The sequence below is a fragment of the Halobacteriovorax vibrionivorans genome, assembly GCF_003346865.1.
GTDB classification, from domain to species: Bacteria; Bdellovibrionota; Bacteriovoracia; order Bacteriovoracales; family Bacteriovoracaceae; genus Halobacteriovorax_A; species Halobacteriovorax_A vibrionivorans.
This window is the reverse complement of record NZ_QDKL01000004.1, coordinates 1-25239: the sequence shown is the minus strand read 5'-3', so window position 1 is coordinate 25239 and position 25239 is coordinate 1. Positions and strand designations below refer to the sequence as shown.

Annotated in this window: 28 protein-coding genes and 1 tRNA gene; 16 read left to right on the top strand and 13 right to left on the bottom strand. The window is 36.4% G+C overall.

Features of this window, described 5'->3' with window-relative positions:
• The first annotated feature begins 25 nt into the window (after positions 1 to 25).
• The gene (locus DAY19_RS14635) at positions 26 to 688 is read left to right on the top strand and encodes a hypothetical protein (protein ID WP_133296991.1); all 663 of its coding nucleotides are present in this window, start codon (positions 26 to 28) and stop codon (positions 686 to 688) included.
• Here the strand turns inward: DAY19_RS14635 and DAY19_RS14630 are convergent.
• The 6 genes from DAY19_RS14630 to DAY19_RS14605 form a co-directional block, all read right to left on the bottom strand.
• On the bottom strand, positions 685 to 1218 hold the full coding sequence (locus DAY19_RS14630; protein ID WP_115363804.1) for a zinc-dependent peptidase: 534 nt from the start codon (positions 1216 to 1218) through the stop codon (positions 685 to 687). The two genes, DAY19_RS14635 and DAY19_RS14630, sit on opposite strands and share 4 nt — an antisense overlap.
• A 55-nt stretch (positions 1219 to 1273) precedes the next feature.
• Complete coding sequence (locus tag DAY19_RS14625; protein WP_115363802.1) at positions 1274 to 1915, bottom strand: NAD(P)H-dependent oxidoreductase; 642 nt, start codon at positions 1913 to 1915, stop codon at positions 1274 to 1276.
• On the bottom strand, positions 1908 to 2345 hold the full coding sequence (locus DAY19_RS14620; RefSeq protein ID WP_115363800.1) for a MarR family winged helix-turn-helix transcriptional regulator: 438 nt from the start codon (positions 2343 to 2345) through the stop codon (positions 1908 to 1910). The genes DAY19_RS14625 and DAY19_RS14620 overlap by 8 nt, the downstream gene beginning before the upstream one ends.
• Positions 2345 to 2821 (bottom strand): glutathione peroxidase, encoded by a 477-nt coding sequence (locus tag DAY19_RS14615; protein WP_115363798.1) that lies wholly within the window; start codon positions 2819 to 2821, stop codon positions 2345 to 2347. The genes DAY19_RS14620 and DAY19_RS14615 overlap by 1 nt, the downstream gene beginning before the upstream one ends.
• A gap of 71 nt (positions 2822 to 2892) precedes the next feature.
• A complete protein-coding gene (locus tag DAY19_RS14610) occupies positions 2893 to 3216 on the bottom strand; it encodes a hypothetical protein (protein ID WP_115363796.1) in 324 nt (107 codons plus the stop codon).
• A 33-nt stretch (positions 3217 to 3249) separates the two neighbouring features.
• The gene (locus tag DAY19_RS14605) at positions 3250 to 3465 is read right to left on the bottom strand and encodes a hypothetical protein (RefSeq protein WP_115363794.1); all 216 of its coding nucleotides are present in this window, start codon (positions 3463 to 3465) and stop codon (positions 3250 to 3252) included.
• A 188-nt stretch (positions 3466 to 3653) separates the two neighbouring features.
• Here DAY19_RS14605 and DAY19_RS14600 point away from each other — a divergent pair, with 188 nt between their 5' ends.
• The 6 genes from DAY19_RS14600 to DAY19_RS14575 all read left to right on the top strand — a co-directional run bounded on the left by DAY19_RS14600 (position 3654) and on the right by DAY19_RS14575 (position 9569).
• Positions 3654 to 4577: an alpha/beta hydrolase fold domain-containing protein gene (locus DAY19_RS14600; protein WP_115363792.1), complete on the top strand. Its 924-nt coding sequence runs from the start codon at positions 3654 to 3656 to the stop codon at positions 4575 to 4577.
• Complete coding sequence (locus tag DAY19_RS14595; RefSeq protein ID WP_115363790.1) at positions 4574 to 6145, top strand: alkaline phosphatase; 1572 nt, start codon at positions 4574 to 4576, stop codon at positions 6143 to 6145. Before DAY19_RS14600 ends, DAY19_RS14595 begins: the two co-directional genes overlap by 4 nt.
• 4 nt (positions 6146 to 6149) lie before the next feature.
• Positions 6150 to 6971, top strand: coding sequence for a heme-dependent oxidative N-demethylase subunit alpha family protein (locus DAY19_RS14590; RefSeq protein WP_115363788.1), 822 nt, complete (start codon positions 6150 to 6152; stop codon positions 6969 to 6971).
• A 126-nt stretch (positions 6972 to 7097) separates the two neighbouring features.
• A complete protein-coding gene (locus tag DAY19_RS14585; RefSeq protein ID WP_115363786.1) occupies positions 7098 to 7751 on the top strand; it encodes an ATP-binding cassette domain-containing protein in 654 nt (217 codons plus the stop codon).
• Complete coding sequence (locus DAY19_RS14580; RefSeq protein ID WP_115363784.1) at positions 7738 to 9123, top strand: hypothetical protein; 1386 nt, start codon at positions 7738 to 7740, stop codon at positions 9121 to 9123. The genes DAY19_RS14585 and DAY19_RS14580 overlap by 14 nt, the downstream gene beginning before the upstream one ends.
• Positions 9075 to 9569, top strand: a complete 495-nt coding sequence (locus DAY19_RS14575; protein ID WP_115363782.1) for a thioesterase family protein — start codon at positions 9075 to 9077, stop codon at positions 9567 to 9569. The genes DAY19_RS14580 and DAY19_RS14575 overlap by 49 nt, the downstream gene beginning before the upstream one ends.
• A 48-nt stretch (positions 9570 to 9617) precedes the next feature.
• On the opposite strand, the gene DAY19_RS14570 is transcribed toward DAY19_RS14575, so the two are convergent.
• The 6 genes from DAY19_RS14570 to DAY19_RS14545 all read right to left on the bottom strand — a co-directional run bounded on the left by DAY19_RS14570 (position 9618) and on the right by DAY19_RS14545 (position 15723).
• Entirely contained in the window at positions 9618 to 10601 is a 984-nt protein-coding gene (locus DAY19_RS14570; protein WP_115363780.1) for a hypothetical protein, read from the bottom strand.
• 122 nt (positions 10602 to 10723) lie between these two features.
• Entirely contained in the window at positions 10724 to 12118 is a 1395-nt protein-coding gene (locus DAY19_RS14565) for an L-serine ammonia-lyase (protein ID WP_115363778.1), read from the bottom strand.
• A gap of 37 nt (positions 12119 to 12155) precedes the next feature.
• Entirely contained in the window at positions 12156 to 13661 is a 1506-nt protein-coding gene (locus DAY19_RS14560; protein ID WP_133296990.1) for a fibronectin type III domain-containing protein, read from the bottom strand.
• Between the two features lie 79 nt (positions 13662 to 13740).
• Positions 13741 to 14025 (bottom strand): hypothetical protein, encoded by a 285-nt coding sequence (locus DAY19_RS14555; RefSeq protein WP_133296989.1) that lies wholly within the window; start codon positions 14023 to 14025, stop codon positions 13741 to 13743.
• 44 nt (positions 14026 to 14069) lie between these two features.
• The gene (locus tag DAY19_RS14550) at positions 14070 to 14684 is read right to left on the bottom strand and encodes a 3'-5' exonuclease (RefSeq protein ID WP_115363772.1); all 615 of its coding nucleotides are present in this window, start codon (positions 14682 to 14684) and stop codon (positions 14070 to 14072) included.
• The gene (locus DAY19_RS14545; protein ID WP_115363770.1) at positions 14671 to 15723 is read right to left on the bottom strand and encodes a trypsin-like serine peptidase; all 1053 of its coding nucleotides are present in this window, start codon (positions 15721 to 15723) and stop codon (positions 14671 to 14673) included. The genes DAY19_RS14550 and DAY19_RS14545 overlap by 14 nt, the downstream gene beginning before the upstream one ends.
• 122 nt (positions 15724 to 15845) lie before the next feature.
• On the opposite strand from DAY19_RS14545, the gene queA reads away from it, so the two are divergent.
• The 7 genes from queA (at position 15846) to DAY19_RS14510 (ending at position 22237) form a co-directional block, all read left to right on the top strand.
• Positions 15846 to 16904 carry a tRNA preQ1(34) S-adenosylmethionine ribosyltransferase-isomerase QueA gene (gene queA / locus DAY19_RS14540; protein WP_199506674.1) on the top strand — a complete coding sequence of 353 codons (1059 nt, stop codon included), beginning with the start codon at positions 15846 to 15848 and terminating at the stop codon, positions 16902 to 16904.
• Positions 16905 to 16910: 6 nt separating this feature from the next.
• On the top strand, positions 16911 to 18029 hold the full coding sequence (tgt, locus tag DAY19_RS14535) for a tRNA guanosine(34) transglycosylase Tgt (protein WP_115363768.1): 1119 nt from the start codon (positions 16911 to 16913) through the stop codon (positions 18027 to 18029).
• Positions 18030 to 18054: 25 nt separating this feature from the next.
• Entirely contained in the window at positions 18055 to 18393 is a 339-nt protein-coding gene (gene yajC / locus DAY19_RS14530; protein ID WP_115363766.1) for a preprotein translocase subunit YajC, read from the top strand.
• 24 nt (positions 18394 to 18417) lie between these two features.
• On the top strand, positions 18418 to 18723 hold the full coding sequence (locus tag DAY19_RS15475; RefSeq protein WP_115363764.1) for a Sec-independent protein translocase subunit TatA/TatB: 306 nt from the start codon (positions 18418 to 18420) through the stop codon (positions 18721 to 18723).
• Between the two features lie 121 nt (positions 18724 to 18844).
• The gene (gene secD, locus DAY19_RS14520; protein ID WP_115363762.1) at positions 18845 to 20554 is read left to right on the top strand and encodes a protein translocase subunit SecD; all 1710 of its coding nucleotides are present in this window, start codon (positions 18845 to 18847) and stop codon (positions 20552 to 20554) included.
• A 14-nt stretch (positions 20555 to 20568) separates the two neighbouring features.
• Positions 20569 to 21498, top strand: coding sequence for a protein translocase subunit SecF (gene secF / locus DAY19_RS14515; protein WP_115363760.1), 930 nt, complete (start codon positions 20569 to 20571; stop codon positions 21496 to 21498).
• Positions 21485 to 22237: a hypothetical protein gene (locus DAY19_RS14510; protein ID WP_115363758.1), complete on the top strand. Its 753-nt coding sequence runs from the start codon at positions 21485 to 21487 to the stop codon at positions 22235 to 22237. The genes secF and DAY19_RS14510 overlap by 14 nt, the downstream gene beginning before the upstream one ends.
• A gap of 22 nt (positions 22238 to 22259) precedes the next feature.
• Here DAY19_RS14510 and DAY19_RS14505 read toward each other — a convergent pair whose 3' ends face one another.
• Complete coding sequence (locus tag DAY19_RS14505; protein ID WP_133296988.1) at positions 22260 to 23951, bottom strand: hypothetical protein; 1692 nt, start codon at positions 23949 to 23951, stop codon at positions 22260 to 22262.
• Between the two features lie 315 nt (positions 23952 to 24266).
• On the opposite strand from DAY19_RS14505, the gene DAY19_RS14500 reads away from it, so the two are divergent.
• Together DAY19_RS14500 and DAY19_RS14495 are read left to right on the top strand one after the other, a co-directional pair.
• Positions 24267 to 24572, top strand: coding sequence for an HU family DNA-binding protein (locus DAY19_RS14500; RefSeq protein WP_115363754.1), 306 nt, complete (start codon positions 24267 to 24269; stop codon positions 24570 to 24572).
• Positions 24573 to 24703: 131 nt separating this feature from the next.
• Positions 24704 to 24780 (top strand) — tRNA-Cys (locus DAY19_RS14495).
• Positions 24781 to 25239 lie beyond the last annotated feature (459 nt).

The window sequence follows — 25239 nt, the reverse complement described above, 5'->3', positions numbered from 1 at the left end:
CGTCGTGTCGAGATACGTTATGCAAATGATAAAGTATATTCTCCTCATTATCTTATCGTTCAGTATCGCTGCCTCTGAGTATACAAGGCCAAGCGATTATGCAGAGTTTACTGTTGTGATTGACGCATCTATTGATGATGTATGGGCATATAATTCAAAAAATGAGAATGCAAGAAAGTGGTCAACCTACTTTTATAAGATAGTCAGCTGCCCAATTAGTGAATGCCCTTGGAATGCCAATCTTAAACAAAGTGATATCGGTTTTACTAGGCGATGTTTTAGACGTGCAGATGAAAAAGGGACTTTCTGGGACGAAACAACGACCAAAATAGAAAAGAATAAGGATCAGTATTATAAGCAAATCAGGGCCTATAACTTCAACGAATTCATGGATATTTTCAACTATAACGAAAAGGGAGAGTTTCTTGTGGAGCAAATCTATAAGAAGCTTGGCGAAAATAAAACTTCTCTGACATTTCGATCTGGCTATATAGAGCGCGATGAATTAGAGAAAGAAACATCAAGTTTCAATTACTTTATGTGGAAGCAGATATTTCGTTTTATTACAAAAAGAAGTGTGACAAATACTTTTAAGTGGAATCTTCAAAATATAAAGGCCCATATTGAACAAGGAAGCAATTACAAACAAGTCCATCCATATAGCGATGATGATTCAGACTTCTATTAAACTTCCACTTGATAAAACTTAAGTAGCTTATCGTAAACTGCTGGATGATCAGTTTGTAGCTCGTTTGGAGATTCAAAAAATAGCTCAGAATAGTAGGAGAAATTTCCTCGCAATTCTTTTAAGGCCATCTTTCCAAAGTCGATTTCGAATTGTTTCTCGTTTTGAGAAAGCCATTCTTGAAAGCTCCACATTGAATTTATCTCTTTAATATTTGGATAGTAATTAGTTTTTCTTTTAAAGATTGGTAGGCATGCATAATATGAAGTTTTTAAACATTCATTTTCACTTAGCTCTGTTGACCATTTTTTTTCACTATAGAAAATAAGAATAGAGTCTAGGAGTCTTTCTTGTTCCTGTTGTGATAATTGAGAAAATAACTTCGTTTCATCTCTTAAGAATTCTTTCCAGGCAGGTTTTTTTTCAGATAACTTCTTTAATGCCAAATTACGAGCAAGTTTTTGTGAATAATGCTTATAGAAGAAATAACCAAATAATAGAGCAAAGAAAATAATAAATGGAATAAAAATCATAAATGAAGTTTAACTTATAATTAATAAAAAGGCGACCAAAGGCCGCCTTTACCAATTAGATAACTTTGAATACTTCATCAAAACTAAATCGAACCTTTTCAAGGTCTTTGTACTTATCTTCATCAGAGCGGTAACCAAGTGCCACTGTACCTAGAGTTTTGTACTTAGTTCCTTCTAGACCTAAAATTTTATCATATTCTTCAGGTACGATTCCTTCAATTGCACAAGTATCAATGCCTTGTATCGCAGCTGTCATAAGTAGTTGTCCCATTGCGATATAAGTCTGTCTCTGTGCCCATTCTGAAATAGTCTTTGATCGTGGCCCGTCAATAAGTGCCGCTTTCATTACATCGTAGTAACCTTGTAGTCCTTCGCGCTCAACTTTTCTTTGATCAGCAATTGATTGAACAAATTTTTCAATATACTCTTCATTAAGTTCTGTCATATATGCAAGTACTACATAATGAGAAGCATCTGTAACTTGAGCTTGTCCCCAAGAATATTCTCTTAGTTTCTCACGTGTCTCTTTGTCATTAACAAGTATGAACTTCCATGGTTGTAGACCGAACGAGCTCGCAGCGAGTCTCAAGGATTCATTTAATACGTGTAAATCTTCGTCTGATATCTTCTTGTCTTTATCAAAGACCTTTGTAGCGTATCGCCAATTAAGTGCTTTTAAAATTTCTTCATTATTCATGTGTGCTCCATAGGTTATATACTTTATCTGCTTCAGCTTTTAGCTTTTGTATTTCACTAATATCTATTTCTTTTGAACAAAGTAGCTTTTGAGGTATTGATTTTGCCTTTTTCTTTAACTTCTTTCCCTGTGTCGTTGTTGTTATATAGACAATTCTCTCGTCTTCCTCACATCTTTTCTTCTCAACAAGTTTCTTTTCAATAAGCCTCTTGACAAGAGGGGAGAGTGTTCCGGTATCAAGTGATAACTTATCTCCCAGCTCAGACATATTAACTCTTTCATCTTCCCATAGAACAAGCATGACAAGATATTGAGGATAAGTAAGGTTTATCTCTTCAAGATAAGGCCTGTACTGACTTGTTATCAATTTGCTTAATCGATATAGGCTAAAGCAAACTTGGTTTTCAATGTAGAGAATTTCATCACTCATTATTTAAAACTCTTTTTTATATCATTTTCAATGCTCTCAGGTTTATCAATAGGAGCATATCTTTTTACTGGATTGCCTTCGCTGTCGATAAGAAATTTTGTAAAATTCCATTTGATCTTCTTGCTACCTAGAAGGCCTGGAAGTTCTGATTTTAAATATTGGAATAGTGGATGAGTATTTTCACCATTGACCTCAACTTTTTCAAAAAGTGGAAATGATGTTTTAAAAGTTAAATCACAAAAAGACTGAATGTCTTCAGAATTACCAGGTTCTTGCTTTCCAAATTGATTACAAGGAAATGCTAAGACTTCTAATTTGTCTTTGTATTTATCATAGATCTTTTGAAGACCTTCATATTGAGGAGTAAAACCACACTTACTTGCAGTGTTTACAATAAGTAAACTCTTTCCTTTAAATTCACTTAAAGAGCGCTCATTCCCTTTGATATCGATTGCTTTGTAATCATAAATACTCATAATGGTCTCCTTAGTTTATATCCTAAGGAGACATTATCATGAATTTAAGTTGTGCACAATCTAATTTTGCACTACTTATATTTTCTATCATATAAGTACTCTTTATCGTGATACTCCATATTTCTTTCTATCTTCTGTTCTTTTTCATCATATGAAGCAGGGGTACGCTTTGAGTCTTCCTGAGGCATGCTTTTTTGGTCTGCATAATCCTTTTCTTTAGACATATTCTTATTTTCTTCAGAAAATGTGACATCTTCTACTGCACCACTATCTTGACTTACAACAGCACCTTGAACACGACTAACGCCAGCTATGATCAGAAGAATAATAATTGCACCAATACCAGCATAGATAATGGCCTTAGGGTTGAATGTATTTTTCTGTTTAATGCTCATAGTCTCCAGTTCCTAGTTTTTGTTACTAAAAAATTATTCATATATTAAGTAATGCTTCTCCGTTAAACTCACTTCTTTTCCACTTATACTTGCAGGATCGCGATCACTTGTTTTCTTTTTGTCTACTTTTGATTTTTGTGATTTCGATTGTTTATCTTTCATTTCTTTCTTTTCTTGTTCACCTTGTGCACCATATGCAGGGTTTGAAGTAAGTATAAAGATAAAAGTTGCAGCTAAAATTCGTTTCATATTTATCACCTCTGTTGAATCTGTTTAGGTTAATTATTGCGGTGTAATAACAGATTATTATGAAATTTCTGTTGAAATAAATTCATACTGTTTTAGTCGGAAAATATGAGCTGAAGTATCTTTAATTATCAGGCGTTTATTTATATACTTAGCAGGCTTTACTATTATGAACTTAATAAGATTTAACTATGAATGAAACAATACGTGACTTTCTAACAACAAAGAGACTTGCATCTATGCAAGCTTTCTTTGATGCTGGAATAAAGCGATTTTCAAAAATTACTCTCGAAGAATTACGTCGCGCTATGGCCATTGTAGAAAAAGAGAACACTCAATATGTAGAAGACGAGTTTTCTTTTGATGATCGACGCATACTTGTATGGACAAAAGATAAGAGTAAAATCGAACAAGAGTGTATTTTACACTTTCATTCTGGTGGATATGTAACAGGTGATGAGTTAACTGGGGCCCAATTTTGTCAGGCCCTCTATAATGAATCTGGAAGAACAATCCTGTGTCCTGATTATCCTCTTTGTCCAGAAGTGACGATCCCAGAGATTGTGGATTGGTCCTTGAAGCTACTATTAGACTTAAAAAAACGCGGAGTTAAAAGGTTTATCTTAACTGGAACTTCTGCCGGTGCAAATCTCGTTACACTTTGTGCTCTTGAAAATGCAAAACGTAGCGATCAATTAGATATTAAAGAGATTCATCTTATTACCGGTCATTATCAAAGTGATTTTGACTCGGACTCTGCACATCGCTTTGAAAGTGGTGAGGAGTCAGGCCTATCGAAATCAATGCTTTTAAAGTTACTTGATTATGCAATTTCTGATCGCGATATTCATCTTCAAGATCCTGATATTTTCCCTCTCTACTCAGATGATTTATCTCTACTTCCAAGGACAAATATCTATGTCGCAAAGTATGATGTTCTCTATGACGATAGTATTATGTTTTATGAGAAACTTATGCGTGAAGGTGTACAAGTAAGCTTTAAGGAATTTTCATCAGGTTTCCATGCTTGGACAAATTACGTGTTAGAATGTGATGAACTACTCAATTACGCAAAAAATAATATATTCAACGAAATATTAAAGGATAATAAATGATTAATAGGTCTATATCTTCTACTTTCTTTTTAAGTGCACTTTTATTGCTTTCTAGTTGTATGAATAGCTCATCAAATAAAGGGCCAAAAAATCTTATTTTAATGATAGGTGATGGAATGGGGCCAGGTCAGATCTCATTATTAAATTACTACTTAAAATATAATTCAAATCCGAAGATGAAGAATGTTCGTTATGCCTTTGCAAATATGAACACTAATCAATTAGGTGTTTCTGCAACTCAGCCGTATGGGAGCATTGTTGTAGACTCTGCTTGTTCTGCTACACAATTAGCAACTGGTACACCTTCAAGGTCTGAAATGATTGGATTGGATAAAGAAGGAGAGATTGCAAAAACTATTTTAGAAAAGGCACAAAAGAAAGGACTCAAAACTGGACTGGTATCAGATACAAGACTTACTCATGCGACACCGGCCTCTTTTGCTGCTCATGTTGCAAATCGATGGTCTGAAGATAGAATTGCTCAAAGTATGATTGAAGTTGCTCCTGATCTTATGTTTTCTGGTGGGGCCAACCGCTTTGTACCTAAGGGAACGAAGAGTGCAATAGAAGGTCATTTCACACTTAAGTCTAAACGAAAAGATGATCGCAATCTATTACAAGAGGCAAAAGATAAAGGCTTTCAAGTAATTCATAAAAGAAGTGAGCTTACTAATATCGATCCAACTAAGAAAGTCTTAGGTCTTTTCACGAATCACAATATGCCAGAAGCTTTATGGTTTCGTGATAAAAAAGAAGATGAGTCACGTGAGATTCCAACTCTTCTTGAGATGTCAAAGAGTGCTGTTGAAACTCTTTCTAAAAATGATGATGGCTTCTTTCTTATGATTGAAGGTGGCCAAATTGATTGGGCCGGTCACCAAAATGATGCTGGAAGTATGCTCCATGAGATGCTTTCATTTAATGAAACTGTTAATTGGATCAGTGATTGGGTTAGTAAGGACCCTGATACACTTTTAGTTATTACAGCGGATCATGAAACAGGTGGATTTGGATTTGGTTATAATATTGGAAAAATAGAGGATGAGATTGAATTGTCTGGTTCAGTTTTTAAAGACCGTAAGTTTAAAACATCTATCAACTATGGCCCATATCGAGTCTTAGATCTTCTATATTCTCAAAAGACAAATTTAATTAAGCTTTGGGATGACTTCTTAGATTTAGAAAAGTCACAGCAAACTTCTTCAACGCTATGTGATCTTATTGAAGAGACAACTTCAGTTCGTTTAAGTGTTAGTAAGTGTAGCGAAATCTTAGCTAAGGCAATTGAAGAAAAACGCAGGAGAAAGAATTTAAAATTATACAAAGGTGAGGTGCCTAAGTTTAGAGGATATCATGATCATTATTATTATGATCTTAAAAATATCAGAACATCACTAATTGCTAAGGCCATCGCAAGTGAGCAGAATGTTGTTTGGGCAACAAGTGGGCACACTGCTGCACCAGTACATGTTTATACAAAAGGGCATGTTGATTGGGCCAAAGAGTTTTCTGGCCAGTTAACTCATCCTCAAATTGGTGATCGTTTACAAAAAGTATTAGGGCTATAAAGTAATGTATGCGCCAGTAAAACCACTCGAATTTAAAGAGGAGCTATTTCCTTTAAGAAAAGGTAAGTATGAAGTCTCTCCTGGCCTTTCTCCACTTGATAGCGATGTCTTTTTAAAAGACCAAAACTTTAATGATTATATTGAGCAAAAAAGTATTTGTTTTAATGAGAATAAAGATAAGTATCTTTGCTTAGATGAAGAATTTTTAAGTAACGAAAGTGTTTATCAAAACTTTTTAAATCAATGCGCAAGTAAAGACTATTCTTCTATTGCGCAGATGACACTTAATACACAGGAAGACTTCGCTCTTATGAAAGGTGAGAAGGCCATTGCTATTTCTCTATGCTTTCCAAATCACTGGGACCCTAGAGAGAAGATCTCTCAAGACTTCAATCATATCCACATACCTGTTGCAGACTTTGGCCAAATTGCTAAGAATGCAACAAGGCTTTCCCGCTCGCTAATCGAGCGAGGGCCATTTAAGAGGTTTGCATGGGGACTCTCAACTGATACGAGACTAAACCATCATCCTGAATCTCCTAAGGGTGTTTCTGATGAGTTATGGTATGGCCGAAGCTTTAAAAATGACGGCAATCACAAGCTCTATATGAGAATTGAACGCCAGCATATGGTAGGTCTAGCAGAAGAGAATATTTGCTTATTTACAATTCGAACATACTTTCTTGATGTTGCGCAGATTCCTGCAAGAGAACTTAAACTCTTAAAAGAGGCCATTGTCTCAATGACTGACGATACTCTCTCTTACAAGGGAATTAAGAAGAACCTTGATGATGTCATTTCTTATATTGATGAATTGATAGGTTAGGGCCGCCTCAAATAATTGCACCAGTCTTTATTTAGTCGACACATAAGACTCTGATTTTTGGATATTTTTATACTGCTGTTATGATTGCTGTTTAAAGTTAATCATATATTCATTAAGGCAGTTCTTATGAGTTCAAATTGTATCCTCGATATCAGAAACCTTGCTTATACTTATCCCAGTGGTGAAGTTATTTTCAAAAATCTAAATCTTCAAATCAATAAAGGAGAATTTGTTATTCTTCTTGGAAAGAACGGTTCAGGTAAGAGTACTCTTGTTAACTTACTTCTTGGTCTTCGCCATCCTCTAGACGGATATGTTAGTGTTTTAGGGCTGTCACCATATAATAATAAAAGGCATGAGTTATTTAAGTCTTTATTTTTAAACTCACATGATCTCACTTTTGATGAGAATTCTCGTGTTGGATACATTCTTGATAATTATAAGATCTTGTATCCAAATTATAACTCTCAAAGAGAAGAAGAGTTATTGATTAAATTTGGCCTAGATCGAGATAAGTATGTTTATGAACTTTCTACTGGTATGAAGGCCAGAATACAATTTATTGCAGCGATAAGCTCTGAAGTTGAGTTTATTTTAATGGATGAAATTACTGCTGTCCTAGATAGAGCTGCTAGGAAGTTACTAGGTGAAGAACTAGCAAAAGAGTGTAAACGCGGTAGAAGTGTTTTGATGGCAACAAATATTCCTGAAGACACTACTTTTAATAGTAATCGTGTTGTGATGATTCAAGATATGGAGCTTTGTGATGAAGCAGCCTAGTATTGTAAAAAGAATTATCCTTTCTCACTTTGCTGAAAATAAGAAATTATTTCTCATTAAAACACTGTGTGCTGTCTTACTGGCATTTGTCATCTATGGCGTAAATCTATTCTTCGATATTTATGCATTACCAACATATTTCATAAGTCTTTTAGGTTTCTGCCTTTATTTAAATAAGTCAAAGTCGAGATTCTTTTTTTGGAAAGGCCCCCAGGGAGTCGATTTCTATAGCTTTGCGCTTCCTCTGAGTTACAAAGAAAAAGTTGTAATTAATATTGCTCAAAAACTTTTAGGAAATCCTTATACTTCTATAAGTCTTCTGTATCTAGCGAGCTATATCTTTGACGATATTTTTATCGGCTATTCTTTAACAGAACGTATTCTGTTTTATGCTTTAGCTTTGGCTCAAATTCCGTTTCTGTATTCAATACTACCTACAGTGAACTTTATTGATAAGGTCGCAATTTTTAAAACAAAAGGTGATATAAGAATATTGTTAATTAATATCCCCTCATTTCTTTTGATAATAACTCTTGTTGGTGCAAATCTTTTACTAGTTGTAACTATTCTTGAATCGATCTTTGATAATAGTAAGGCCCCTGATTTTTCAATCTTTCTCTTTGTTCTCTTTTTTGACTTGATGTTTGTTAGAAGAATATTGATTGGGGATAAGACTGAAAATGAACACGAAATTACAAGATTAATTAAACTTAACTTCAGAGATCAATTGTTTCAGAATTTAAAGTTTATAGGAACTTTAGCAACAATACATGTTGTTATTTTATTTTTTGTTTTTCAAATCTCCCATGAAAATGAGTCTGCTTATGGAATAATGAGACTTTATCACTTGCAGGAATCACCAAAGGCCTTAACTCTAATTAAAAACAAGGATAAATCCGAGTTTGTTTCATATTATAAAACTGGCATGAGAGAAGATTCAAAATTAGAATGGTTAAATGATAAGTTTATATATAAAAATATTATTAAATATGACCGTTTAGAAGTACTAAAAGACATTATCAGCGTTAGTGAATCAAAGTATGATAAAAAAGTCTGTCAGGTATTTGATTATAAAGAATGTCCTGATAATTCTCTCTTGATTCATGCAATTGCTAATAATTCGAAAAAGATATTAGGATATCTATTAAATAATAAAAATTATAAGATTGATGGTTTTGATTTTAATGACGCCGTAGTTAAAGCTGCCAAGGAATGTAATGGACGTTCAATTGCTGCAATTATGGATTCTAATGTAATATCAAAAGATACAGAAGCGATTAAGACAGAGGTTGTTGATATTCTTACTTATAATTCTACAGGAAAGTGCAAGGTTGCCATGCGAGATCTTTTAAAGCAACACTTGAAGAATTAGAACTTCTGTCATTTAATACTTGTATGACAAGAATCAAATTAAGTGTTCCAAATAGGGAACCAGACTATAGAACTCAAATTGAATTAACTGTTAATTTCATCAACTATGGTAACCATATGGGAAATGATGCAGTGGCAACTCTTTGTCACGAAGGTCGTCTACGTTTCCTAAAGTCTATTGGACATACAGAACTTGATTGCTTTGGGAAGTCTCTTATCCAGGCCGATGCTGCCTATATGTATCGTGGTGAGGCTTTTTACGGTGATCTCCTCGAGGTGGAAATGTATGTCGAAGATATCAATGAGTACGGATATGATCTCTTATATAAGTTTAGCTGTGGAAGTAAAACCATTGCCTTTGCTAAGAATGGAATTGTATTCTTTGATTATGAAACCCGTAAATTAAGTAAGGCGCCGCAAGAGTTTTTAGATCATTTTAAGAAATAAAAAAGGCCTCTTAAATGAGGCCTTCTTTCATATTTATATATAGCTATATTACATCTTTTGAAATTGTTCTAGGTATCCATGATACTTTTGAACCTCGCCATCACTTTCTTGCTCATAAGTAAGCTCTGGAAGAATAACGTTATCAAGAATATTTTTTACACGCTTGTCAATTTCTGGTCTCTCACCGATCTCTAACATGAAGTCATACGTTGACAGGGCCTCTTCGTATTTTTCATTTGTTTTCTGCTTGTTTGTCAGTGTCGATTTTTCAAGAATCGATGGGAAGGCAAGCTTTCCAAGCTTTCCTGTCATTAGGTATAGGCCTGCTGACATTATCTTTACATCAGAGCTATCCATTGAGTCTTTAATTGCAAGTGCTAAGATCATATCAATTCTTGCATTAAGAAGTGCGATAATCATTTTACGATTTGAGTATGTCATAAGCTCTCTTTCAGCTTCTGTTAGGTTTGCTCCCGCATATTCTCTTTTTAAAGTTGACTTTAAAATATCGTAGAATGAAACTGCAGTGAATTTGTTCTTACTTGCATTCTTTTCTTGTAAGAAGTGTTTCTCATGCATTGCTACGGCCATTGCATAAAAGGCCTTGTCATAATTGTATTTTTCGAATTTCTTAGGTTTGCTCCAATCTAGATGTATAGGGGTAAGCTTTCCATCTTCAATCTTATCTTCAACTTGTGAGTAGATATCTGTTAAATTTCTAATAAATTCTTTTGAAGCATCAAGAAGCATCTCTCTTCTTGAAAAGCTATCATCATATGATGTTCCTGGGTTCCAAGAGTTGAATTCTAGTGCTTTATAAAATTTTGCTGCTGCTGTGATCTTTCCAGCAATATCAATTTTAGGGTCTCTTACTTTTTCCATCTGGTTATCTCTAGCACCAGATGCCATACCAGAGCGTGCTCCTTGGGCCGTTGTCTCAAGGTTATTTTCAATTTGTTTGATTTTATCTTTAACTTTTGAACATGACACAAAACACATCGTCATCGCGCACATAAGTAGCAGCTTCTTCATATTCTCTCCCTAACTTTCTCTAATCAATTGTTCTATAAAATATGTTTTTCTATGATAGCTAGAAGGAAATTGAAAGCCTTTGAATTAACGTATGAAATAAGTAACGTGTCTAAGTAACTGATTTAACATTCAGTGACATTAACAGCTAAACCACCACGACTAGTTTCTTTATACTTGGTTTGCATATCAGCACCTGTATCTTTCATGGTTTTGATAACTTTATCGAGGCTAACGTAGTGACTTCCGTCTCCGCGCATTGCCATTCTTGCAGCATTTATTGCTTTTACTGCACCCATTGCATTTCTTTCAATACATGGGATTTGCACAAGGCCACCAATTGGATCACAAGTTAGCCCTAGGTTATGCTCCATTGCTATCTCTGCTGCGTTTTCTATCTGTTCGTTAGTTCCACCAAGAACTTGGGCAAGACCTGCTGCTGCCATTGAGCAAGCAACGCCAACTTCACCTTGGCAACCCACTTCAGCACCAGAAATAGATGCATTCTTCTTGTAGAGAACGCCGATTGCTCCTGCAACGAGTAAGAAGTCGATAACCTTATCAATTGTAGCGTCTTTAACAAACTTTAAATAATACTTCACAACGGCCGGGATAATTCCTGCTGCACCATTTGTTGGAGCTGTCACAACTTTTCCGCCTGATGCATTTTCTTCGTTAACTGAGATTGCAAATAGGTTTACCCAGTCCATAATAGTAAGAGGATCAAGGTTTTTCTGGCAGTCTTTCTTCAGTAGAGCTGCATGGAGCTTCTTTGCTCTTTTGTTTACCTTTAGACCGCCTGGAAGTTGGCCTTCTGCTTTTAGGCCCCTTTTAATACAACTATTCATTGCATCCCAAATAGCAAGCATTCCTGTATTGATTTCATCTTCAGTGCGCCAGCTTTTTTCATTGGCCTTAATGAGTTCGCAAATCGTAAGATTATTCTTCTTTGCTTGAGATAGTAATTCATCTCCATAAGTGAATGGATATTTAACTTTGCTTTCGTGTTGTGAGAATATGTCGCCTTTATTATTTTCACCCTCAGCGATTATAAATCCACCACCGATTGAGTAATAAATTTTCTTAAAAAGCTCTTTTCCATTTTCATCAATTGCTTGAAAGCACATTCCGTTCGAATGAAAATCTAGTGTTTGACTGCGATGAAATAAGATATGCTCACGAGGATTAAAGTCGACAATTTTGGCGTGCTTATGATCTTCATAAAATTCTAGTTTATGTGCCTTATTAGCGCGTTCAAGGATTCCATCGACACGATCTGGACAAATTTCTTCTGGAGTGTGTCCACTTAAGCCTAGAATGATTGCCGTATCTGTTCCATGGCCTTTACCTGTAAGAGCTAAAGAGCCATAGAGTGCTGTTGATACAAGTTGAGTTTGCTCATAGAGTCCATGTTCCATGAGACGATCCATAAAGTCCTTAGCGGCCTTCATTGGTCCAACTGTATGTGAGCTACTTGGCCCAATTCCAACTGAGTAAATATCAAAAACACTTAAATTCATGAGGGATTTATAGCAGATGATTACTAATCTCGCTAGATTAGTTCCACTTATCTTCAAGGTATGTATGAATAGTGTTCACAGTAGTGGCATCAGGTGGATCATTAAAGAGCATAAGCTCCATAATATCAGCGTTTAAATAGCCTCCGTCACCACTGAGAGTGCCATTGTGATCGTATGTATCACCTGAGTAAGACCCAAGGGATATTGTCCCTGAATGGGCGTAGAGAAGTGACGTTGAGGTTGTTGATCCTATTGAACTTCCGTTGACATAGCAAGTAAGGTCGCCGTCAGGCCCCGCTGGCCCAGTGTAATTTGTGTAATCAAAGACCCAAGTTACGTGGTAGATGGTATTTGTTGAGATTGGCGCTGAGACAAAGGTAAATGGTTGGATACCATCGCCATCGTCAGTCAAATTCCAGAACCCACAATAGAGATTATTGCCACTAATATAAATATTCATTCCTCGTGATGAGCCACCTTCTTCATAGATAACTTGGAACGTATTTGTATCGGCCGAAGTCTCAAAAGAAGCGGTGATATTTCGTTGATTTGTCGTGGCCGTATTTAGGTCAGCATGGTTTGCAACAGATAGGTTTTGAGTACTACCATTAAAGACAACGTGGTTATCAAGATTATCAAATGAAGGGGATGCATTGCCTGTATAGAAATCATGAACATTAGCTGAGCCAGATGTATCAAGCCAATCCTGAACAAATCCGTTAAAAGCTCCATTGGCCGCATTCTTTCCAGTGTTATCTAGCATAGAAGATAAGTCATTAGCATCCAGTCTAACAACCATATTTGGAAGAGAAGTTGCTGGATTAAAAACCTGAAAAGCTACAGAGTCCTGACTTATGCTAAAACCAGCACCATCATAAGCAGTTAATGTAATATAGTAATTAGAGCCCTCTGTTAGTGTAAAGCTTGCTCCGTCCACACCGTCACGTAATTTATAACTTGTAACATTTCCGATATCGATCCAGCCTTGGACATTTGTAAGACCTGGGTTTGTTCCAATAGCAATTTCGTAATGATCGATTTGGCAATTATCAACTGCAGCGCTCCAGGTAGTTGTCGTTGATGAACTAACTGTTGCATCATCTGCTGAAACATCGGGAACGCCAAGAGAAGTGGGGGCAGTATTATCCCAATAAAAGCTAGGTGTTGTAACTGTTGCTGATTCAACTGCTGTAGTGCCAACTGCTTTAACAGATGGATAATAAGGAGTGCATTCAGTTAGGCCAGTTAGAGAGACTTCTGTATGTGATGCTGCTGTGGCGATATTTTTCCATGGCACAAGTTCAGCTCCACCAGCTGTTGTTCCTATTGCGTATTCGATATGACTAAAAGATGCTGGGTTAGTCCAAGTTACTTGAGGGGCATCTTGTGGAAGGCCCCCTGTAATGACTGTGCTGACAATTGCAGCACCAGTTGGTGCTTCTTGTGTTACTGGAGTCACTGAGATTCCAGACGCTCCATCAACCCCTCCTGAACAAGAGGTAAAAAAGAGTATAAATATAGGTAAAATGGCGTATTTAAACATAATTTGTTCTACAAAAATTATAGAACAATGTTCAAAAATATGATTTAGGAAATTTTTTTCCTAATCTAAGTTGTTGAAATTAGTTTCCTCTTGAGTCAGGATAGATACAACGGTCCCCGCAGTGCTCTTCTATGTCCTGCCACTTCGGTCTCTGCTCTAATTCATACTTAAATTTATACTCTTCTTCAGATGATGGCCTTCTGATTTTCTTATCGTCATCCTTGGCCGCCTCTTCGTAAGGGTTATCCATTTCAAAACTATTAAATTGATAAGGACCGGGTTGATTGCTTGGGGCCCCTAAGACGTCAATGGCCGCCAATGTGAGAAGAATTGCAAAAATATACTTTAAATACTTCATATCCATAAGCATATTTTTGATAAAGAATGTTGGGATTTAATGAATAAAGTTTACGATTCTTTCAACTTTAGGGCCTGATAAAGCTTTAGTGAAATCCAAGCATCAGTGGCCGCATAACGTATCTGTGGTGGCGTCAACTTTGGATTTTCCCAGTTAGTAAGCTTTGCTGCCTTGGAGATCTTGCGATTCATTAGAAGTCCCGTTAGTGACCTCAGCCCAAGTGTGACATACCCAGCTTTCTTGGCCAGATCCTGAACATCAATCACGCCTTTAGCCGTTATCTGAAAGTGTTTCTTTAAATCACGACAGTCATCTTTAATGGCAACACCTGTCTTAATAATATCAGGATTTTCGAGATACTCTCTTAAGTAATCTGGGCATTGAATTAGATTAAGGCGAAAAAGATAGCACTCATCTTCAAAAGAAACCTGAACAAGACTGATTTGAAAATTATCGCTCTTTTTAAAAGAAGGCCTTGATTCTGTATCAAGGCCTGTAATTGAATTATCTTCTAAATGTTTTTGAAAACTCTCTTGCGCTTGTTGCGACTTCTCTTCCGTATCAATTAAGTGGATCTTTCCATCAAAATCAATAAGCTCAAGCTTATTAATTTCTTCTTTACTGATACGTCCATTTTGGACTTTCTTTGTTTTAGAATCCTGCATTTAAGATCTCTTCAACTTCTTCAACGATTTCTTCTTCATCTTCTTCTTCACTGATAAGTCCATTTTGGTTTATGAAAAGTGGACCTAAAACTTTCTTTAAAACATAGTCGTGGTTTGCTGCTGCGATTTTCGTTACAGTTTCACCCATTGCGCCTTTTGATGGATAAGACATACGGTCACATTTCTTACCTTGTCCTTCACACTTATTTACGCGGTAACACATTTTATCGTAGTCAAAAACATAGTCGATTTCACCTGCAACAAGAATTCCTACAACTTCATCTTTCGAATTTAGAACAGGAGAACCTGAATTTCCTGCAAATGTATCAAGATCTGTTGTGACATCATTTCGATATGGTTTATTTGTTACAATTTTTGCATCACCAGATACCTTAAGTGGTAGTCCAGTAGGGTGGCCAGCAACATAAATATCAGTACCTTCTTTTACTGCAGTTGATTTAAGATTTAGCTTTAGTGGCTTCTTATCTGCTGCGCGACGATCCAGTTCAACGACTGCATAGTCTAGAAGACCAGTGTAAGATGCTGCAACAACTCTCTTACATCCATATACTTCATTCTTTTCAATGACTAATTTCCCATCTGAGTTTACAGAAGTTGCCTTGTAGTTAAAGACCCATTTATTTTTCTTACAGCTATCTGATACTGTGTCTGCTACTTGAGTCCCGCCCTTAATCATGCAGTGACCTGCTGTCATAAGAAGGTTTTCACCAATTAAAAAACCAGTACAGCTAGATATTGTTGGTTCAGATCTGAATTTCATATCTGAACACGTTGGGTAACCTCTATGAGATTTTAGAGTAGGAAAACTCTTAAAAATCGAGTCCAGAACTTCACCTGATTCTGATCTCGCAAAAATATAACTTGGTACCATTGCTGCAACACTATCAACAAGAAATCCTTTGTCAGATTCTTCAATACTAACGCGATTATCCTGGCCGTAGATTACTTTATTCATGGCCATAGCATTTGTTGAAATAACTAATGAAAGTGCAGCGATTTTAAATAATTTGTGCTTCAAGATTCCCTCTCTTTTAATTTTTGTAAGTTTTTGCAGTTTTCTCTAATATTGAACATAAGAAAGTTGTAATTTGAAAAACTTACATGATGACGATTACCTAATTTCACGCTACTATCCGCCCTATGGATAAGCCTATAAATAAAGAAGATTTGCAACTGTCTGCATATGACTACGATTTGCCTAAGGAGCTAATTGCGACTAGGCCAGTTGAGGGACGTCATCATTCGCGTCTTCTCGTCTATAACTGTCAGACTGATACAGTTTCTCATCACACTTTTAATGAGTTAGTTAATTTTCTACCGCAGGAGACAACTCTTGTATTAAATCAGAGTAAGGTGTTTCCATGTCGTCTAAAAGGTAAGAAAGAAACTGGTGGAAGTATTGAGGTCTTTTTTCTAACTGTTGAGCCAAATAAAGATGGCCTATATCGCGCTCTTGTTAAGGCCAATGGGAAAAAGAAAGCTGGTGATATCTATCATTTTGAAGACGGTCTTAAGATTGAAATCAATGGAAATATAGAAGGGGAGTTTTTGATTCGACCTTCTCTCATTGGTAATGATCTTATTAATTATTTAAACGCACATGCTCTTGTTCCAATTCCTCCTTATATTCGAGGAGGAGAGTCTGATGAGCAAGATAAGAAAGATTATCAAACAGTTTTTGCTAATGAGTTGGGAAGTGTTGCTGCACCAACTGCTGGCCTACACTTCACAGATGAACTTCTATCAAAAATAAAAGAAGAAGGTCACGATATTGCCAAGGTAACATTACATGTTGGGCTTGGAACATTTGCTCCTGTTAAAGTCGATAATCTAGAAGATCATAAAATGCATAGTGAAAATTATTGCGTTGATAAGAATGATTTTGAAAAGATTAAAAATGCAAAAAAACGATTTGCTGTTGGGACAACAAGTTTAAGAACACTTGAGACGATATGGCAGGCAGGAGTTGAAAACTATACTCCTGGTGAACTTAAAGACACAGATATTTTTCTTCATCCAGGTGTGGATGTGAAAAGTATTGATGGTTTAATAACGAATTTTCATCTACCAAAATCGACACTACTTATGCTTGTTAGTGCGTTAATCGGTCGTGAAAAGACTCTTGAATTATATGACATTGCTGTGAAAGAGAAGTACCGCTTTTTCTCTTATGGTGATGCGATGTTGATATTGAGGTAATTGAATATGATTAAAGTTGAAGGATATAGCGGTAAGGCCCGCGCAACAACAATTACAACTGAGCACGGTGAGATTAAAACACCTATCTTTATGCCTGTTGGAACTCGTGCATCTGTTAAGTGTATGTGGCAAGAAGATTTGTATGAAATGAATGCACAAATTATTCTTGGAAATACTTATCACTTATACTTAAGGCCAGGGCATGAGCTCATTGAAAAAGTTGGTGGTGGCCTTCATGGCTTCATGAATTGGGATAAACCAATCCTTACTGACTCAGGTGGATTCCAAGTATTCTCACTTTCAGATATCAATAAAATTACAGAAGAAGGGGTGACTTTCTCTTCACATATCGATGGGTCAAAGCATCTCATCTCTCCAGAAAAAAGTATGGAGATTCAAAAGGGCCTAGGCTCAGATATTGTTATGGCATTTGATGAATGCCCAAAACTTCCTGCTACAAAAGATACTCTTCGTGAAAGTATGGAGCTAACTTTAAGATGGGCCAAGCGTTGTATTGATTATAAGCTTCGCGACTATCAAAAACTTTTTGGAATTGTTCAAGGAGGACTCCATAAAGACCTGCGTACGGAATGTATGCAACGACTTGAAGAGATGGACTTTCCAGGCCTTGCTCTTGGGGGACTTTCTGTTGGAGAAAAGAATGAAGAGATGGTGGATTTCCTAAATGACTTTGTTCACACGATGCCTGATCAAAAACCAAGATACCTAATGGGAGTTGGTAAGCCTCTTGATATTCTAAACGGGATTCGCGCTGGTATTGATATGTTTGATTGCGTTCTTCCTACAAGAAACGCTCGTAACGGCCAGTTCTTAACACATGATGGGCCACTTAATATTAAAAACCTTCGCTTTAGAGAGGACACACTTCCAGCTGATCCTAGTTGTGATTGCAAGGTTTGTAAGACTTATTCACGCTCATATATTCGTCATCTTTATACAACTGGAGAGTTCCTAGCTGGGAACCTTATTACTTATCATAATCTCTATTTCATGATTAAGATGACTCAAGATGCACGACAAGCGATTCTTGATGATAGGTTTGACGATTATTATAAAGAATTTTATAACAGATACACTTCACGAAAATGGGCCGCAGGCCAATAATTTAAAACTCTATTAGGAGAAATTAATGTTAGATTTATTTATCTCAAACGCATATGCACAAGGTGCAGCTGCTGGACAGCCAAGTACTGCTATGAACTTTGTTCCAATCATTGCTGTTGTCGCTATTTTTTATTTTCTAGTTTTTAGACCTCAGAAAAAACAGATCGAAGCAGAAAAGAAAATGCTTGATACTCTTGAAAAAGGTAATCGTGTTTACACAAAGTCTGGAATTTTTGGTACAATTGTTGGGATGACTGAAAAGATTGTTGACCTTGAAATTGCAGAAGGTGTTAAAATTAAGGTTCTTCGTTCACAACTTGGTGGATTAGAAGAAGCAATCCTTTCTAATAAACAAGACAAATAGTCTTATTCTTAAAGAGAGTTAAGTATGTTTGGTGGCTTTGGAGCTGGAGAGTTACTCATTGTTTTAGTTTTTGCCCTGATTTTTATCGGGCCTAAGAAACTACCTGAACTTGCAAAAGGTTTAGGAAAAGGACTAAGAGAGTTCCAAAAGGCCAAAGATGACTTAATGGATCACGTAAATGATGCTGCTGAGCAAAACTCAGCAGCAACTGAAAAAGTCGCCGATCAATCAACACAAAACGATGCGCAGCTCGAGTCTGGGCAGGATGAAGTCGTTGATGCATCACAAGATAAAGTCGAAGCAGAAAACCCAAAATCAAAAGACTCGTAAGTTTCTGAAATTAATCTATTCTTCATATTGTTTTTAAGTAGTTATTCTCATATAATTTTTGTAGTTTATTTAACTCAGATATTGAGAAAATCTAAGAAAACCCAAGGATTAGGAGAATCTAATGAGAAGAGGCTGGTGGTATCGCTTCGTATTTTTACTTATCGTAGCGATCATTTCAGGTATTTCAATAGTACCTACTGCATTTAATTTTAAAGAAACAGATAACTTTCCTGTAAAGTCCAAGATTAACCTAGGTCTAGACCTTCAAGGTGGTCTTTATATGATCCTAGGGATCGACTTTAAGAAAGTTTATAAAGATGAAGTAAAGGGTTATGCACGTCGTGTAGAATTTAGCTTTAAAGATGAAACGGGAAGTGGATTCAAGCTAGGTGATATCGATGCATCAGATCCTCTTGATCCAAAGCTTGAGATTCTTCTGAATTCAGCTGCTGATAATGAAGCTGTAAAAAGTGTTATTCATGACACTTATAATGGTTTAATCAGAATCACAGGTGATACAGGAAGTACGATTTCAATCGCTCTAACTAAGAAAGTTAAAACTGATATCGAAGAACAGTCAGTGAAAAGATCGATTGAGGTTATCCGTAACCGTATTGACGAATTTGGTGTAACAGAGCCAGAAATCGTTTCACAAGGGACAGATCGTATCGTTGTTCAACTTCCTGGTGTTAAGGATATTGAAAGAGCAAAAGAGCTTATTGGTAAAACAGCTAAGCTTGAGTTCAAAATGGTAAATTCTGAAATTGCTCCTGCAACTATCCAGGGTTGGGTATCAAAGGCAAAAGAAGAAGGGCTTGAGTACAAAAAAGGTGAGCGTTTCTCAACTTATGTATCAAAGGTTAATGAATTAGTAAGACAAGACCTACCTAAGGGCCATGTTCTTGCTTTTGAGCGTGTAACTAATGCTAAGGGTGATATTTTACAACTTGTACCATATCTTATTGAAGCAACTCCACGTCTTACAGGTGAAGACCTTGAAGATGCAAGAGTTCAATTTAATCCACAACAAAATAATCAACCAGAAGTTGGTCTAAACTTTAAGTCTCGTGGAGCAAAGATCTTTGCTGAAGTTACGGGAGAAAATGTTGGCCGTTTAATGGCAATTACACTTGATGGAAATGTTTACTCAGCTCCGCGTATCAACGGTAAAATTGCTGGTGGACGTGCAACGATTTCACTTGGTGGAAAGAGCTACAACGAGCAACTGAAAGAAGCAAGAGACCTTGCTTTAGTTCTTAGAGCTGGTGCTCTTCCTGTTCAACTTGATTTCTTAGAGCAAAGAACAGTTGGTCCATCTCTTGGAGCTGACTCAATTGATAAGGCAAGATTTGCTGCCATCATCGGGTGTGTTCTTGTATTTGGATTTATCTTAGTTTACTACAGAGTTTCTGGGATGTTTGCTATTACAACTCTTGCACTAAACGTTCTAATTATCCTTGCGATGTTAGTTGGGCTAGGTGCTACTCTTACTCTTCCTGGTATTGCTGGGATCGCTCTTACTGTTGGTATGGCAATTGATGCTAATATCATTATCTACGAGCGTATTCGAGAGGAGATACGTAAGAATGTAGGCTTCTATAAAGCCGTTGAAAATGGTTTTAACTCTGCATTCTGGACAATTATTGATGCCAATATCACAACTGCACTTGCAGGTATCTGTCTACTAAACTTTGGTACAGGTCCAATTAGAGGTTTTGCGGTAACACTACTTATCGGTATCTTTGCAACAGTTTATACATCTTACTTTGTTTCTAAAATCTTCTTCGAATTCTATATGAATAAAGTTGAAGGTCAGGATTTAAGTATTTAAGGTTGGAGTAATTAATGTTTGAAATAATTAGAAGTAATACAAATATCAATTTTGTAAAAAAGTTTGGGATAACATCAATTATCTCAGCAATATTAGTAATCGGATCTGTCTTCCTTATTGCAACTAAAATGAAGTATGGGGTAGATTTCCGTGGTGGTGCTGAAATTCAAGTTAAGTTTCAAAAATCTGAAAATCTAAATGAATTAAGAAAGTCCATGAAGGATGCAGGATTCTCTGGAATCACAATGCAGACAATTGGTGAAGCATCTGAAAATGAATACCTACTTAAGGTTTCGGCAAATGAAGAAAACCTTAATGAAGTAACAGATAAAGTTTCAAAGACTTTAACGTCTAAGTATGCAGCTGACGGTGTTGAGATTAGAAAGGTTGATATCGTTGGTCCAAAGGCCGGTGCTGAGCTTAGAAAGTCAGGTTTCCTAGCGATGCTATGGGCACTTCTAGCGATTATGGTCTATGTAGGTCTTCGCTTTGACTTTAAATACTCACCAGGTGCAATTGTTGCTCTATTCCACGATGTTTCAATCATCCTAGGTGTTTTTGCTCTTACTGGAACTGAATTCACACTTCAAACTGTTGCTGCCATTCTTGCGGTTATTGGTTACTCAGTAAACGATACGGTTATTGTTTATGACCGTGTTCGTGAGCACGAGGCAAAGTTTGTCGGCCGTGATATTAAAGAGCATATCAACAATGCAATTAACGAAACACTTTCAAGAACAATTCTAACTTCTGGTACAACGCTATTTGTATCAGCAACAATGTTCTTTATCGGTGGTCTCGCTATTCGTGATTTCTTTATGGCAATCACTCTTGGTGTTGTTGTTGGTACTTACTCATCTGTTTTCGTTGCAGCACCTGTTGTTTTATTATTTGATCGTCTAAGAGATGGAAAGAGTTCAAATACAGTAAATGCACAAGCTTAAGACATTAATTAATTTTAATTTTCTTATATTATCCCTATGCGTTCTTTTTTGGACGCATGGGGTTTTCGCTTATGGTGAGGACTACGATCGTGGCGAGCATCACCAATCAAATGAAAATAAAATAGAGGAGCTACAAGAGTCGATTAATACTCTTTCAAAGCAAATCGAAAACAGTGACCAAGACGAAAGTGGTGAAACACCAAATCTAAAAGATTTGAGTGAGAAATTAAAGGCCAGTGAGCTATCGACAAATGGTTCTAAAGCTTTGCCCCAAGGCCTAGGCACGACAGGTATTTCTAAAACAAATCCTGCTCAAATGCGTATGGCCATTAAAATGATTAATTCTCAATTCAAATACATGCCTGGTGATGAAATCGCTCAAATGATTCATTCATCTCTTGAAGGTAAGCCTATGGCCGGCTTTCTTATCAATTCAGAGAGGCTTACAAGCTTTCTCATTGGAATGGTAAAGGATGAAAAGGCTTTACTATACCTTTTTGAATTAACTCAAGATAAGAAGGTTATGAAGCTGGCATTCTTTACGATTATAGGCTTAATTATTATTAACTTCTTTCTAAGACGTAAGATCATTAAAAAAGATGACTTTATCCTCACTCGTTTTGTTAAAGGACTCTTATTCTTTGTAATCTCAACAGGTCTAAAAGTAGGGATTCTTTATTTCTTATATAAAGACTACTTAGGTCCAACGGTGGACATTTTTGTCGAACGTGTTCTCTAAATTTCTTTAAGGCTTTCTAAGATTACTGTTGGGTAATTGGTATACAGGCCATTTTTCTATCAAGTGGTTTGATCGTTGTAGGAATAGATGTTGTGTATCCACTACTTGTTAACTCACTTGAGTGCATAACTTGATATAGCTTCTGATATCCACGTTTTTGAACGTATGGTGCATCTTCATCTGCTGGCCAATAGAAATACGTTGGCTGCGATACAGTATCTGCTGTTGGTTTATAGTGAACACCATTACTTGTTAGGTGGAACCAAATCTTTTTAAGTTGTGACTCACGAATGAACATAACGTCTGCTGGTTTTACTTCTTGTTTATTTCCGTCACCAAGATCGATAACTTCTCTCGGACCTTTGGCAAAGTAGAGACCCTCTGTTGGGACACCAACGATCTCTCCAATAGCTCTAAATTCAATTGTGCTTGAATTATATTCAGCTTCACCAGGACAGATTGCATTTCCAGAATTGTCAGTAAAGAATGGAATCATTGCTAATCCTGAAGAAATTAAGCCTGAGTCTGCTGAAGTACAGGCCTCTGGCATGCCACCATCTTCAACACTTACGTTTGGAGCGACACATGTTTCAAGCGGAGCAAAGTATTCTTTATTTCCACTAACATTAGCACCCATGTCAATCATTCTCTGTTTGATTAAGTAATCAACAGTTCTAATCTCACCATCTTTTATAAAACGCACATCATTTACATCCCATAATGAGAAGTGACCTGGCGTAAGCTCAAGTCTTGAAAACTGTGGAGCATCATCAGTTTGACCTTCTTTAATATAGTCATGACAAAAGATTGTATCACTCACACCTGGTGGTAAGTAAGGTGTAGGGTAGTCAATTGGCATATAGAAGTGCTTTCTAATTGTATCAAGATAAATTGATTGTGATGCATCGTAATTTGGGCTTGTGGCCGTTGCACGGATCATACAAGTGTATTGAGAAACGAGTTTAATCTTTAAATTTCCTTCGTACTCATCATCATCACCTGGTTCAAATAATTTAAATTGTTCGTAATCACTTTGTGCGTTTTCAATTCCAGAGCCTGTCTCTTCGATATGAAAAGTATAAGCTTCCCCAAAACGCGCACCAGTTGATTCTAAATTCGCTTCAAAGAGGTTTGTTCCTTGATAAGTTTTAAGGTTCGTTGCAAATCGTCTTCCATCAATATCTGTAGCTATGAGCTCACATGATGGTGGGTTCGCATCTTGTCCATCTGGAGTATTATCTAAAGCATTATTACAAAAACCAAATAGGTTCTGTAGCTGTTCATCATCTTTTACTTTTGCACCTGGAGTAACACTTCCAAAAATCGTTGCAACAGTAACTTCTTTTTCAAGACATGTCGCTGCACAATCTGGTCCACTTGTTACTGAGGCCACTTTTTGATTCTTACAAATACAAAAGTCATCATCGATAAAAATTGAATCACTTGGTCTTTCAATAACCTCAGGAGGAGTAATACAAACACCTTCAGAAATTTCGATATTATCTAGGATAAATTCTTCAAAATCATTATCGACAAGTATTTTTTCTAATTGTTCTTCATCAGCAACAACTTCACCGTCATTACATGAAGAAGCACAGACATTTCCTTCGTTTAGGAGAAAGTATAGTCCTTCACATGTATCTGAGAATTCCACATCGTCAAAGAATCCGTCTGGACGTGCAACCTGTGGAACACATGAACTAGTTATAAACATGAATAGAATTAGATAAATTACCTTCATTGGCTTAAATCCCTCAAATATCTAAGTACTTAATCGCCATTTTTCTATTACTTCTTTAATTTTAGGTTAATTTCTTACATTTCCTCGTGTTTTTGTCCGTTTTTATGTAATTTCAATGTGTTATAATATGTGGAAGTTTTAGCAGGCACTAAGTAGCAGTAAATATTTTGTGGCATTATAAATATATCTAATGTTTTTAGAGACTTGGACGATAAGTAGGTAACTAAATATCGTGGAATTAAGTTTAGAAGTAAAATAAGTTCTCGTAACGTTAGAGAGGAGATAAAAATGACAAAAGCAGATTTGATCGCAGCAATTGAAAAGCAGGCCAATGTAACTCACAAGCAGGCCGAAACAGTTGTAAATATTTGTTTTGATGACATGATCAATGCTTTATTTAACGACGAAAGAATCGAAATCAGAGGTTTTGGTTCATTTGCTAATCGTAATTACAAAGCTTATGAAGGGCGTAACCCTAAGACTGGTAAGGTTGTTAAGGTTCCACCTAAGAAAGTACCTTTCTTCAAAGTTGGAAAGCAGCTACGTGAAATGGTTGATGAAGGTAAGGACAAATACGTAATTCGCGAAGCTTAATTACGTCTTCCAAGTTAATTTTCAATACTTAATATAGGCCTGCTGCATTAGTGGCAGGTCAATATTCTTAAGTATTTAGATTGACTTATCAAAAAATATCCATATTATAGAAAATCTAAAATCATTCATGCGGACGGGTGCTAGAGTGGTCTAATAGGGCAGTTTGCAAAACTGTTTTTCACCGGTTCAAATCCGGTCTCGTCCTCCAAAATAAAAAAGCCTCCCAATGGGAGGCTTTTTTATTTTCTGAGTCCGAGTCTCGAATTTAAACATGTCTTCCCGAGTTTTGGAGGCGGCATCTGCAGGAGCAGATGAAGCCGAACAATCCAGCGAGTCCCACGATGGGACGAGTCGGACACCATGCGCGCCAGAGATTTTTCTTTATGACTTGTTTGAATGGGAGAGGGCAAATCCATCGCATACCACCTAACCATAATCCTCTTTTTTAAGTCATTTAAAATTTAATGATCGTATTCATTATTAGGTTATAATTTAATAATAATCACTTAGGATTGTACGCATTAAATGAATTTAAAATATAGATAATCGTTCCATATATGAATCCGTCCCTTGAAACAAGATAAATTAAGTCAGTAGGTCTTAAAATAAGCTTCCATATATCCGGCCTATGCTCGAGGAGGCTTTATACTTTTTCCTACTGGCCATG